General features: G+C 63.1%; 16 protein-coding genes. 15 read left to right on the forward strand and 1 reads right to left on the reverse strand.

What is annotated here, in order from left to right; translation table 11 throughout:
- The first annotated feature begins 14 nt into the window (after nucleotides 1-14).
- From flgM to CBW66_RS14180, 3 genes are read left to right on the forward strand one after another with little or no spacing between them, the layout of a single operon-like run.
- Entirely contained in the window at nucleotides 15-305 is a 291-nt protein-coding gene (gene flgM, locus CBW66_RS14170; RefSeq protein WP_086137676.1) for a flagellar biosynthesis anti-sigma factor FlgM, read from the forward strand.
- Nucleotides 302-742, forward strand: coding sequence for a flagellar export chaperone FlgN (flgN, locus tag CBW66_RS14175; RefSeq protein WP_086137675.1), 441 nt, complete (start codon nucleotides 302-304; stop codon nucleotides 740-742). Before flgM ends, flgN begins: the two co-directional genes overlap by 4 nt.
- Nucleotides 729-1,481: a glycoside hydrolase family 73 protein gene (locus tag CBW66_RS14180; protein ID WP_086137674.1), complete on the forward strand. Its 753-nt coding sequence runs from the start codon at nucleotides 729-731 to the stop codon at nucleotides 1,479-1,481. Before flgN ends, CBW66_RS14180 begins: the two co-directional genes overlap by 14 nt.
- A gap of 6 nt (nucleotides 1,482-1,487) precedes the next feature.
- Here CBW66_RS14180 and flgA read toward each other — a convergent pair whose 3' ends face one another.
- Nucleotides 1,488-2,108, reverse strand: a complete 621-nt coding sequence (gene flgA, locus CBW66_RS14185; RefSeq protein ID WP_230492251.1) for a flagellar basal body P-ring formation chaperone FlgA — start codon at nucleotides 2,106-2,108, stop codon at nucleotides 1,488-1,490.
- 281 nt (nucleotides 2,109-2,389) lie between these two features.
- Between flgA and flgB the strand changes: the two genes are divergently transcribed.
- The 12 genes from flgB to CBW66_RS14245 all read left to right on the forward strand — a co-directional run bounded on the left by flgB (nucleotide 2,390) and on the right by CBW66_RS14245 (nucleotide 12,246).
- Nucleotides 2,390-2,752 (forward strand): flagellar basal body rod protein FlgB, encoded by a 363-nt coding sequence (gene flgB / locus CBW66_RS14190; protein WP_034758109.1) that lies wholly within the window; start codon nucleotides 2,390-2,392, stop codon nucleotides 2,750-2,752.
- A gap of 8 nt (nucleotides 2,753-2,760) precedes the next feature.
- Complete coding sequence (gene flgC, locus CBW66_RS14195; RefSeq protein ID WP_034757795.1) at nucleotides 2,761-3,177, forward strand: flagellar basal body rod protein FlgC; 417 nt, start codon at nucleotides 2,761-2,763, stop codon at nucleotides 3,175-3,177.
- A 3-nt stretch (nucleotides 3,178-3,180) separates the two neighbouring features.
- Nucleotides 3,181-3,834: a flagellar hook capping FlgD N-terminal domain-containing protein gene (locus tag CBW66_RS14200; RefSeq protein ID WP_086137672.1), complete on the forward strand. Its 654-nt coding sequence runs from the start codon at nucleotides 3,181-3,183 to the stop codon at nucleotides 3,832-3,834.
- A 58-nt stretch (nucleotides 3,835-3,892) separates the two neighbouring features.
- Entirely contained in the window at nucleotides 3,893-5,071 is a 1,179-nt protein-coding gene (locus tag CBW66_RS14205) for a flagellar hook protein FlgE (RefSeq protein WP_070310097.1), read from the forward strand.
- A 26-nt stretch (nucleotides 5,072-5,097) separates the two neighbouring features.
- Nucleotides 5,098-5,826, forward strand: coding sequence for a flagellar basal body rod protein FlgF (locus CBW66_RS14210; protein ID WP_086137671.1), 729 nt, complete (start codon nucleotides 5,098-5,100; stop codon nucleotides 5,824-5,826).
- Nucleotides 5,827-5,858: 32 nt separating this feature from the next.
- Complete coding sequence (gene flgG, locus CBW66_RS14215) at nucleotides 5,859-6,647, forward strand: flagellar basal-body rod protein FlgG (protein ID WP_170909686.1); 789 nt, start codon at nucleotides 5,859-5,861, stop codon at nucleotides 6,645-6,647.
- Between the two features lie 11 nt (nucleotides 6,648-6,658).
- Nucleotides 6,659-7,321 (forward strand): flagellar basal body L-ring protein FlgH, encoded by a 663-nt coding sequence (gene flgH / locus CBW66_RS14220; protein WP_086137779.1) that lies wholly within the window; start codon nucleotides 6,659-6,661, stop codon nucleotides 7,319-7,321.
- Between the two features lie 9 nt (nucleotides 7,322-7,330).
- On the forward strand, nucleotides 7,331-8,443 hold the full coding sequence (locus tag CBW66_RS14225) for a flagellar basal body P-ring protein FlgI (protein WP_070219890.1): 1,113 nt from the start codon (nucleotides 7,331-7,333) through the stop codon (nucleotides 8,441-8,443).
- On the forward strand, nucleotides 8,443-8,832 hold the full coding sequence (locus tag CBW66_RS14230) for a rod-binding protein (protein ID WP_086137778.1): 390 nt from the start codon (nucleotides 8,443-8,445) through the stop codon (nucleotides 8,830-8,832). Before CBW66_RS14225 ends, CBW66_RS14230 begins: the two co-directional genes overlap by 1 nt.
- A gap of 81 nt (nucleotides 8,833-8,913) precedes the next feature.
- Entirely contained in the window at nucleotides 8,914-10,275 is a 1,362-nt protein-coding gene (gene flgK / locus CBW66_RS14235) for a flagellar hook-associated protein FlgK (protein WP_086137670.1), read from the forward strand.
- Nucleotides 10,276-10,285: 10 nt separating this feature from the next.
- The gene (flgL, locus tag CBW66_RS14240; protein ID WP_086137669.1) at nucleotides 10,286-11,197 is read left to right on the forward strand and encodes a flagellar hook-associated protein FlgL; all 912 of its coding nucleotides are present in this window, start codon (nucleotides 10,286-10,288) and stop codon (nucleotides 11,195-11,197) included.
- 5 nt (nucleotides 11,198-11,202) lie between these two features.
- Nucleotides 11,203-12,246: a hypothetical protein gene (locus tag CBW66_RS14245; RefSeq protein WP_230492250.1), complete on the forward strand. Its 1,044-nt coding sequence runs from the start codon at nucleotides 11,203-11,205 to the stop codon at nucleotides 12,244-12,246.
- Nucleotides 12,247-12,278 lie beyond the last annotated feature (32 nt).

Genomic DNA, 12,278 nt, shown 5'->3' on the forward strand with positions numbered 1-12,278 from the left:
GCAAGGGACAACGTATGAAAATCTCCTCCGGCAACACCGGTGCTGCCACGCGCAGCAGCGCCGTCGCGCCGGCCGAGGCGATCGCCGAGAACGCGGGCGCCGCAGGCGCCATGGGCGGCTCGTCGGCCGGGGCGGAACTGCAATCGGCCGTGCTGCAGCCGGCCATGGCCGCCCTGCGCGCCATGCCCGAGATCGACCATGAACGCGTGGCCATGCTGCGCGATGCGCTGGCCAAGGGCGAGTTGCCGTTCGATCCATCGAAACTGGCGGGCCTGATCCAGCGTTTCCACGGCGGCGAATCGTGACCGCGCCGCGCAAGGGCATCACGCGCCAGGAAGCCGTGCGCCGCGTGCTGCAGGGCATGACGGACGACCGCGCCGGCTATGCCGCGCTGCAAACCTTACTGGAAGAGCAATTTCAGGCCACCTTGCACCACCAGAGCACCCGGCTGACGGCGCTGGCCGACCAGGTCGTCGCCGCCGTCGAGCCACTCGACGCACGCCGCCGCCAGCGTGTCAGTCTCGTCACCGCCCTGCTGGGCCCGCAAGGCGACATGCCCCAATTTTTTGCGCTGTTGCAAGAAGACGCGCGTGCGACCGCCCAGCGCGACTGGGCCGCGCTGGAGCAGATGGTACTCGAATGCAAGCGCCTGAATGCCCGCAACAGCGATTTATTAACAGAGCAGTACAGCATCATGCAGCGCGTGCTGCATGGCGAGGAAGATACGTATGCGCCAGGCTGATTTCCTGACCACCCGCGCCACGGCGGCGACGCCATCGACGGCGGCGACCCATGCCGTGCAGAGCAATATGCGCGCCACCGAATCCACGGCCTCCAGCGGCAGCTTTGCCAGCGTGTTCCGGCAAGTACAGGGCGAAGTGGCCCGCTTCATCGAACAGGGCGGCGGCAACGCCACCAACCTGAGCCCGCAAGGACGCGCCTACCTGGAGCAAAGTCAGCCCGTCAATGTGCTGGGCGCCATCAGCCAGGGCGGCGAGATTGGCGAAACGCAGCAGCAATTCCTCGCCTCGATCAAGCCATGGACGGAAGAAACGGGCGCGCGCCTGGGGGTGGCACCGGAAATCGTCGCCGCCCACGCGGCGCTGGAATCGGGCTGGGGCCAGCGTCCGCTGCGCCAGGGCACGGGCGCGGACACCAATAATCTGTTCGGCATCAAGGCCGGCGGCAAATGGCAGGGCGACGTGGCCAGCAACCTGACGACCGAATACGAGGCCGGCAGCGGCACGGCGCTGAAGAAAACCGAGCGCTTCCGCAGCTACCCGGACCAGGCCAGCGCGTTCCGCGACTATGCGCAAGTACTGCTCGACAATCCACGCTACCGCGCCGCCCTGAACACGGGTGCCGACGCGGGCGCCTTCGCGCAAGGCCTGGCGCGCGGCGGCTATGCCACCGACCCCAACTATGCTGCCAAGCTGACGCAGCTGGCGACACGTCTGCAGCGCACGGCGGCCGCGGACTGACTTGCCTTAACGGCCCGTCATATCGGCCGGTTCCACCACGCCCGCATCGACCACCCTGGCACGTATCACCGTGCCGCTGGTGGCGTTGCGCACGCGGATCAGCTCGCCAAGCGCGCCCGGATCCATCGCCTCGCCGGCCATGCTCACTTCCACCTGCTCCTTGCGCGCCACGATGCTGACCGCACTGCCCCGCTTGATCAGCACAGGCGAGGCCAGCTGCCCCTGGCGCAGCACTTCGCCGGCACGCAAGCTGCGCCGGCTCGACAGGCCAATCGCGCCAGGCAAGGCAGAAATACTGTCCGGCACCATCGTCACGTCGCGCCGCGCCAGCACCACGTCACCCGATTGCAACGGCGTATTGGCCGTGACGGGGGCGCTGGTGACGGCCACTTGCGCCGTGATGCTGCCGCGCGCCAGCATTTCGTAACGCCATCCGTTGCTTCCAGGACACACTGCGACAAAGCGCATGCGCTGCGCCGAGCGGCTGTCCGCCGTTTCCAGCGCAACGGGCGCGGCGCACGCCGGCATGGGGCGCGTGCTTTTCACGACGGTCACCTGAAACTGGGGTTCCAGCAGTCCCGCCGTGGCCGCCTGCTGTGTCAATTGCTCGCGAGCTAACTGTTCCACGCGTGAAAATATATTGTCGGCTGGCAATTCTGCGCGACCTGCACTACTATATAGGCTGGTCAGTAAAAATAGGCTTGGCAGCAGTATGCGACGACATTGCGCCTTGTTCCACATCACGGAATAGTTCTCAAAATAAATCATTGCTAACCTTAATCAAAGATACTGAAGCGGCATGACCTTACCATGCGTCAACATGACTTGGCTGGGATTTTACCTCTGCACCACTTATTTTCTGGACCAAACCGCAAAAAGCACGATCGAATTCAACACAAAGGATGACCATGGGGATTAATTTCAAGGATGCGCTGGGCGTGCATGCCGATGCACTCGCACTGCGTGCCGACCGTACACGCGTGCTGGCGGCCAACATCGCCAATGAAAACACGCCCGGCTTCCAGGCCATGGACATGGATTTCGGCAGCGCCCTGCAACAATTGCAGGATAACGAGGCCGGCCTGCTGTCGACCGATGACGATGCCAGTGCCCTGTACCGCGTACCCTACCACCCCAGCCGCGACGGCAATACCGTCGAAATCGGCGTCGAGCAGGCGGCGTTCTCGCAGAATGCCACCGACTTCCAGACCAGCCTCACTTTCGTCAACATGAAACTGAAGGGTCTGTCCAAGGCCATTTCCGGACAATAAGGATCAGCATGAGCTTCCAGGATATTTCCAAGATCGCCGGTTCGGCGATGGCGGCGCAGACCGTGCGCCTCAATACCATCGCCAGCAACCTGGCCAATGCCGATTCCGTGGCCGGTTCCGAAGGCGAAACCTACCGCGCGCGCAAGCCCGTGTTTGCGGCCGTGATGGATGGCCCGGGTGCCAGCGGCGCCGGCGGACGAGTACAGGTGCTCGACGTGGTGCAAAGCGATGAGCCGCTGCGCAAGGTGTATGAACCGGGCCACCCGATGGCCAATGCCGACGGCATGGTGTTCTACCCCAACGTCAACCAGGTAGCCGAGATGACCGACATGATGTCGGCCTCGCGCGCGTTTGAAACCAATGTCGAAGTTCTGGGCCGCATCAAGTCGATGCAGCAATCGCTCCTCAAATTAGGTGAAGCATAATCCATGGAAACCAATCTCTTTACAAACAACACCAGCGGCAGCGGCGGCAACAACAATGCCGTCAAATCGCAAAACAATGCCACCCAGGATATGTTCACCAAGTTGCTGGTCGCGCAGATCAAGAACCAGGATCCCCTGGCGCCGACCGATCCGAGCCAGTTCGTCAATCAATTGACGCAGCAGGCGCAGACGGAAGCGATGCAAAACCTGTCGACGCTGACCAGCGCCAATGCCAGCGTGCTGCAATCGATGCAGGTGCTGGCCCTGGGCGCGCAGGTAGGCTCCGAAGTCATGGTCAACAGCGAAACGGTGCAGCTCGACAAGAGCAAGGTCAACGGCAGCATCGCGCTGGCGGCCGGCACCACCAAGACCACCGTGACCCTGAAAGGCATTGACGACAAGGAATACAAGATCGAACTGGGCGCCAAGTCGGCCGGCACGGTGCCGTTCACCATCGATCCCGTCGCCTTGGGCTTGCCTGCAGGCACTTACACCATGGCGGTCACCACCAATGGCACCGAAAAACCATCGGTCGACATCGCGGGCAAGCTCAACAGCGTGCGCCTGTCGTCCGGCGGCAGCATGATTTTGAGCGTGTCGAACCTGGGCGAAGTCAACCCTGGCGCGATCACCGGCTTCAACGGCAAGACGGCCTGATCCGCTCGCCCCTTCGTTTCCTGAACACTAATCTCGTCCTTCACTAAAGGAAGTCAACATGAGTTTCGACATCGCGCTGTCCGGTATCCAGTCCATCAACCAACAGTTGAACAGCACCAGTAACAATATCGCCAATGCCGGCACCTACGGCTTCAAGAGCAGCCGCGCCAACTTTTCGGCCATGTATGCCGGTTCGCGCGCCACGGGTACGGAAATCGGCTCGATCACGCAAAGCATGTCGCTCACTGGCGGCGTGCTGAACACGGGCCGCGCGCTCGACGCGGCCATCGACGGCCGCGGCTTTTTCGTCGCGCGCGATGCGCAAAACACCATGAGCTACAGCCGGGTCGGCATCTTTTCGGCCAGCAGTGATGGCAAGCTGATCGACTCGAACGGCCGCCTGGTGCAGGGCTATGCCGCCGTCAAAGGCAGCACGACCCTGGGCACCATGGGCGACATGAACATTCCGACGGGCCAGATTCCCGCCGTGGCATCGACCAAGCTGGCCTATGCCGCCAACATGTCGTCCGAATGGACCATCAAGGCTGTGCCTTTCAACAAGACCAACGAACTGAGCTACAACAGCGCCAAGTCCTCGATCGTCTACGATTCGCTGGGCGCCAAGCACTCGCTGGGCCAGTACTTCGTCAAGACGGCGACGGGCGTGGACGTGCACTACACCTTTGACAACGCCGATGTGACGCCGGTGACGAGCATGACCTTCGACACGAACGGCAAGCTGGTGACCGGAACCACCGCCACGCCGGTGTTCCCGACGCCGCCTGGCGCCGCAGCGCTGTCGATCGCCATCGACTACACGGGCACGACCCAGTTCGCCGGCGAAGCGACCACCTCGACCGACCGCGCCGACGGCTATGCCTCGGGCACGTACACGGGCGTGGAATTGGCCGACGACGGCTCCGTCGTGGCGAAATACACGAACGGCCAGAAGCAAAGCATCGGCGTGATCGCCCTGGCCACCTTCCCCGACGAAGGCGGCCTGACGGCCGTCAACGATACCAGCTGGGTCGCCTCGACCACCTCCGGCACCGCCATCTATGACCGTCCGGGCGTCGGCATGGCCGGCAAACTGGTGACGAGCTCGCTGGAACAGTCGAACGTCGACATCACCTCCGAACTGGTGGGCCTGATGACGTCGCAGCGCAACTACCAGGCGAACTCGAAGGTCATCTCGACCGAGAACGCCATGCTGCAATCGCTGATGCAAGCGCTGTAATCGACGATACGCAAAGGTAAAAAGCAATGGATGCGCTGATTTATACCGCCATGAGCGGGGCCGACCGTGCCCTGCGGGCACAGCAGGTACACGCCAACAACCTGGCCAATATCGAGACGGGCGGCTTTCGCGCGAACATGGAAGTGTCCACCGCCCAGCCGCTGCAAAACGGCTATGGCTACGACGACCGCCACATGACGCAGACGCAGTCAAGCGCCGTCGGCACGCGCACGGGTACGATCAAGGAAACGGGACGCGAACTCGACGTGGCCGTCACGGGCCCCGGCTTTCTCGCTGTGCAATGGCAAAACGGTGAAGCCTACACGCGCGCCGGCGCCATGGACCTCGATGAAACGGGCGCGCTGACCATCAACGGCCGGCCCGTGCTGGGCGAAGGCGGCCCGATCACGATTCCCGAGCACACCAGTCTGTCGATCGGCGCCGATGGCACGATTTCCATTCAGGTGCCAGGAACGGCGCAAATGCAGACCGTCGACAAGCTCAAGCTGGTCAATGCGGAATCGGGCGAGTTGACGAAGAACGAGGCGGGTCTGATCGTGGCACGCAGCGGCGAAGACTTGCAGGCCGATCCGGCGGTGCGTCTGCGCGACCGCCACCTGGAAGGCAGCAACGTCTCGGCCGTCGAGGAAATGGTCGCCACCATGAGTCTGAACCGCAGTTTCGAAATGCAAATGAAAGTTTTCAAGGCCAGCGATTCCATGACGGAATCAGGCAACCGCCTGCTGGGCGCGTAAGCCCAACGCCAACCAATTACCAGGAGTAAATCATGAATCCAGCAATGTGGATCAGCAAGACCGGCGTGCAGGCACAAGATGCCAAACTGCAAGCCATCGCAAATAACCTGGCCAACGTCAATACCGTCGGCTTCAAGCGCGACCGCGTCGTCTTCGAAGACCTGTTTTACCAGGTCGAGCAGCAGCCGGGCACGCAGCGTGCCGACAATACCCTGTCGCCATCGGGCGTGCAGCTGGGTAACGGTACGCACATGGTCGGCACGCAAAAGGTGTTTACCACCGGCAGCCTGCAAACGACGAGCCGCGAATTCGACGTCGCCATCACCGGCAACGGCTTTTTGCAGGTGCTGCGCCCGAACGGCGAAGCGGCCTACACGCGCGCCGGCCAGCTCGGCATCAATGAAAACGGCGTGATGGTCAACGCCCAGGGCTTGCCGCTGGTGCCGCAGATCACCGTGCCGAACAATGCGACGGCGATCACCATCGGCGAAAACGGCATGGTCACGGCCACCGTGCCGGGCAATGTCAACGGCACCCAGCTGGGCCAGCTGAACCTGACCAGCTTCGTCAACCCGACGGGCTTGCTGGCACTTGGCGAAAACCTGTTCCAGGAAACGGCATCGAGCGGCACGCCGACCGAAGGCCGTCCCGGCGAAGGCGCACTGGGCAAACTGAAACAGTTCGCGCTGGAAGGCTCGAACGTGCAGGTGGTCGAAGAGATGGTCGACATGATCGCTGCCCAGCGCACCTATGAAATGAACACCAAGGTGCTGTCGGCCGCCGACAATATGCTGCAATACCTGGCGCAAGCGGCACGCTGATGACAGCCGCCATGAAAGCCACGGCAGCCATGCTGCTGGTGTTGATGGCCGGTTGCGCCAGCCGGCCGGCCGCGCCGGTGGTGCCCAGCTTTTCCGATACGCCGCTGCCCGTGGCGCCGCGCAGCGCTGCGCGCGGCGGCGTGGGCGGCGGCGTGTTCAATCACGACGCCGGCCTGGACCTGATCTCGGACAGCCGCGCCTTCCGCGTCGGCGATGTCGTCACGGTGGCCCTGCAGGAAACCACGCAAGCGAGCAAGAAAGCCGGCACCTCGTTCAACAAGGGTTCGTCCGTCGGCGTGAATGCCGCCAACATCCTCGGCAAGACCTTCCCGAAGACGGGCATCGACCTGTCGGCCGACCGCAACTTCGCCGGCGACTCGACCAGCACGCAGCAAAATGCGCTGTCCGGCGCCATCACCGTGATCGTGCAGGAAGTGCTGCCGAACGGCTTGCTGCGCGTGCAGGGCGAGAAAACGCTGACCCTGAACCAGGGCGAGGAATTCGTGCGCCTGCGCGGCTACCTGCGCGCGGCCGACATCGATTCGAACAACCAGGTCTCGTCCCTGCGCATCGCCAATGCACAGATCGCCTATTCCGGCCAGGGCACCCTGGCCGAAGCCAATACACCAGGCTGGCTGACGCGCTTCTTCGTCGGCCCATGGATGCCGTTTTAAGGTGAGCTCATGAAATTTCGTTCCGCCCTGCCCCTGGCAGCCATGCTGGCCGCGCTCTCCGGCTTTGCCCTGCCCGCCAGCGCCGCGCAAGTGCTGCGCAACCTGGTCAGTATCGAGGGCGTGCGCGACAACCCGCTGGTCGGCTACGGCCTCGTCGTGGGCCTGAACGGCAGCGGCGACACCACCCAGGTGAAGTTTTCCAGCCAGTCCGTGGTCAACATGCTCAAGCAATTCGGCGTGAAGATGCCTGACGGCGCCGAAGCAAAAAGCAAGAACGTCGCCACCGTCATGGTCAGCGCCGTGTTTCCTCCAGGATACCGCCGTGGCCAGGCCATCGATGTCACCGTCTCGTCCCTGGGCGATGCGAAGAGCTTGCGCGGCGGCACCTTGTTGCTGACGCAATTGCGCGCGGCCGACAATGAAACGTATGCGCTGGCACAAGGCAACGTCGTCGTCGGCGGCTTGAACGCCACCGGCAAGAGCGGCTCGTCCGTCACCGTCAACACGCCAACCTCGGGCCGCATTCCCAACGGCGCCAACATCGAACGCGAAATCCTCAGCGATTTCTCGACCAAGCCGACCGTCACCCTGAACTTGCGCCACCCGCATTTCGAAACGGCCATCAATATCGTCGAAGCCGTCAACCGCCGCTTTGGCGCCGTCGCCACCACGCGCGACGCCACCAGCGTGGAAGTGCTGGCGCCGGAAAACCCGACCCAGCGCGTGGCCTTCATGGCCAAGCTCGAAGCGCTGTCCGTCGATGTCGGCGTCGATACGCCGAAAGTGGTCTTCAATTCGCGCACCGGCACCGTGGTCATCGCCGAAGGCTTGCGCGTCAAGGCGGCCGCCGTCACGCACGGCTCGCTCAAGGTTGTCATTTCCGAAAGTTCGGCCGTCAGCCAGCCGGCGCCGTTCGGCCGCGGCCAGACCACCGTCACGCCGCAGTCGAAAGTGTCCGTCGACCAGGGTAATGGCAATATGTTCAAATGGCCGGCCGGTGCCAAGTTGCAGTCGATTATCGACGTGGTCAACAGCCTGGGCGCCTCGCCCGATGACATCATGGCAATTCTGCAAGCCCTGGATCAAGCCGGGGCCATCGAAGGTGAACTGGTGGTCATATGATGAATATCAACGACAGCAGCGGCGCCCTGCCCTCGGCGCTCGACGACAAGACGCCCGCCGCGGCCACGCCGGCCGATCCCCGCTATGCGGCCAAGGCCACCGAGGCGGCCGTCAAGTTCGAAGCCTTCTTCATCTCGCACATGCTGCGCCAGATGCGTTCGGGCACGCGCGAGATGGCGGGCGAAGACAGCGTCTTCAAGGACCCGATCAACAGCGACATGCTGGAAATGGCTGATAACCTGGTGGCCGACAAGATGGCCGGCCAGCGCGCCTTCGGCATCGCCGACGCCATCCTGCGCCAGCTGCTGCCGCCTGCCGGCGCCCCGGTGACAGCCCGTGGCGCTGTCAAAACCGACAATATTGCGGCGCCGCTTAATAAATCCGTCTGAAGCGTCGCCTGTACAAGGTAACAACGATTCAATGCCTGCCCACCCGCATGCGCCACACTCTTCACGAAAGAAACTTGCCCAATGAGCATCATCAGCAATGCATTGTCAGGCAGCATCGCCGCCCAGGCCGCACTCAATGCGGCCAGCCAGAACATCGCCAACCTGCAAACGGCGGGCTATACGCGCCAGGGTGTGCTGCTGGCATCGCTTGGCGCCACCGCCGGCGTGCGTTCGGCCGGCAATGGCGTGGAAGTGTCCGCCTTGCTGCGTTTTGCCGATGCGTATAAGAGCCAGCAAATGTGGCGTGCCGCGTCCGACCAGGGCGCCCGCTCGCAGACCCAGCCTTACCTGACCCAGCTCGAGCGCGTGATGGGCGACGATGCGTCGAGCATCAGCAATGGCATCGACGGTTTCTTCAAGGCCCTGAACGCGGCCGCCGTCGACCCAACGTCGACGCCGCTGCGCCAGCAGATCGTCACTTCCGCCGACGCCATGGCGCAGCGCTTCAACAGCATCAGCACCGTCATGGGCAACCAGTTGCTGTCGGTCCAGCAACAACGGGCAGCGATTGTGCCGCAAGCCAATACCACCCTGGCCAATATCGCCGCGTTGAACCAGCGTATCAGCACCTCCACGGCGTCGGGCACGAACGTGTCGTCGCTGATGGATGCGCGCGACCAGCTGATCGATGGCCTGGCCTCGCAAATGGGCATCGAGGTGCTCGACCAGCCGGACGGCTCGCGCAATGTCTCGCTGAAGTCGGGCCAGCCTCTGGTCATCGGCAGCCTGGCCGGCACCCTGAGCAGCACCATGACGAACACGGGCGACCAGACGCTGAGCCTCGATTTCGCCAAGTCCTCGTACACGCTCGATCTGGTCGCCATCGGCGGCCAGATGGGCGGTCTGGGCGAATTCGAAAAAAATACCCTGAAACCGCTGCAGCAGTCGCTGCAAGACATGGCCACCCAGTTGACCAGCAAGGTCAACGCGCAACTGGCGCTGGGAACAACCATGGCCGGCACGGCCGGAGGTCCCCTGCTGGCCTATGCGAATGGCAAGCTGAGCATTACCCCTGGCTTCAACGCCAAGGACCTGGCCCTGTCACTGACGGGCCAGGCCGGCGACAGCGGCAACTTGCAGAAACTGATCGACATCAAGAATCAACCGATCAGCGTCAGCTGGGTGGGTTCCGTCCTGATGAGCGATGCGGACACGCAGCTGGTCGGCAAGCTGGCGATCTACAGCCAGCAGAATCAAGCCTTGCTGAAGACGGCCAGCACGGTGCGCGCGCAAGCGATCGACGACTGGAAATCCACAAGCGGCGTGAACAAGGACGAAGAAGCGATGAACCTGGTCGAATTCCAGAATATGTACCAGGCAAACATGAAAGTCATTTCCGTGGCGAATACCTTGTTTGACGCCACTTTGCAAATGATGGGTTAAGGAGAAGATCATGCGTGTTGCCAGTAGCCAGTACCAATCGCTGATTAATATTTCTCTTCAGCAAAATCAAGAACGCATCAATTACCTGACGCAGCAGATGGCTTCGGGCTTGCGCATCCAGCTGCCGTCGGATGACCCGATCGGCAACGTGCGCATTTCGCGCCTGACGCGCGAGCAAGCCATGGTCACGCAGTACCAGGACAATATCGCCACAGTCAAAGTGCGCCTGCTGAAAAACGAAAACTACCTGTCGAGCATGGTTACCGACATGGGCCAGGCGCGCGACCTGCTCGTATGGGCGGCCGACGGCAGCAACGCCCCCGCCGACCTGAATGCCATGACGCAATCGCTGGTCGCCTTGCGCGACAGCGTGCTGTACACGGCCAACCTGAAGGACCAGGAAGGCCGCTACATGTTTTCCGGCACCGCCACCGACCAGCCGGCGATCAAGTACGACGCGACAGCGGCTGCCGGTTCGCGCTACAGCTACATCGGCAATACCGACACGCAGACCGTGGTAGTGGGCAATGGCGTGACGCAGGCGGCCAACGTCGACGTGAAGAATCTGGAAGTATGGCTCAACAAGATCGACCAGGTCATCACCACCCTCGGCACGCCGGGCGTCAGCCCGAATGACCCGGCCGTGCGGGCCGTGGTGGGCGCAGGCCTGAATGGCACGGACGACGGCATGGATCTGCTCTCGGGCAAGATCGCCATCTTCGGCGGCGCGCAGAACATCCTGTCCACCTTGTCCGGCAACCTGTCCAATGTCTCGCTGTCGAACGATTCGGCCCTGCTGGACCTGAAAAAGACCGACATGGGTGCGGCGGCCATCGAACTGACCGGCTACCAGACAGCCCTGCAGGCAACCTACAAGGCATACGCCAAGGTTGGCACCATTTCCCTGTTTGATCTTCTCTGACCATCATGCAAATCGTTCAGACCTCCTCCTCTTCCGGCGTCAATGCCAAAGGCGCCGGCACAGCCCGCGTCGTTGATGACGCGTCCGCCGCCATCAACGGCAGCGCCAGCGCGCGCAGCGATGCGCCGGCAGCGAAGAGATCGACGGCGAGCCTGCAACGCGGCCTGAGCAACTGGGATCACCAGCTGCAGGGGGAGATTTCCAACGCGCAACAAACGCTCGACTACCTGGAACGCAGCAGCAGCCAGTTGCAAGCGCTGAAAAGCGAGCTGGCGGCCAAGCTGGCCGCACGCCAGGGCCGCGAAGGGCAAGTCGAAGCAAGGGTACGCCAGTTCAGCAATACCTGGCGCCAGCGCGCCAGCGCCTCGGGCGGCACGCTCGACGCACAGCTCAGCTATACCAGCCCGCGCGCGGCACAGCAAAACTTCAGCATCCGCGGCCTGACCATGGCCAGCCTGCAGGAAGGCCCGCAGGAAGTGCTGGCGTTTTCCGTCGGCGGCGCGAACCAGGCTTTGCGCTCGGTCAATATCGAACCTGGCCTGAGCGCGAACGAAATCGTCTCGCGCTTCGACCGCGCCTTGATGCCATCGGGTATCGGCGTCAAACTGGGCGAGAATGGCGAACTGGTGTTCAGCACGTCGGAAGCGGCCTGGGCCAACGTGCGCGACAGCCTGTCCGTGCGCGGCAGCGGCATCCGCTATCCGACCGGCCAGATGAGCCGCGTGCGCACGGATGCGGAACCGGCCGCCATCGCACCGGAAGAATGGCATACCGGCGACGTGGAAGCCCTGCGCGCCACCTTGCAGCAAGTGGTGCAAGCGCTGGCGCAGTTGCAGGCGGCGCGCAGCGCCGTCGGCCTGGCCCTGGCGCAAGCCACTGGACGAGTTGCCCGAGCGCAACCAGTGCAAGTGCACGTCAGCATGGATACCTTGGCGGAAAACTTCACGCAAAAGGCCAGCGAGCCCGGCTATGAATCGCTGCTGGCGATCAGCTCGGCATTGGTCGGCATCAGCCGCGAGCGAGTCGTCGCCCTGCTGGGCCTCGAATAATCGCTGCCCGCGCGTGCGCCGCCTTGGCGCAC

The sequence above is a fragment of the Janthinobacterium sp. GW456P genome, from assembly GCF_002127655.1.
Classification (GTDB): Bacteria; Pseudomonadota; Gammaproteobacteria; order Burkholderiales; family Burkholderiaceae_D; genus Janthinobacterium.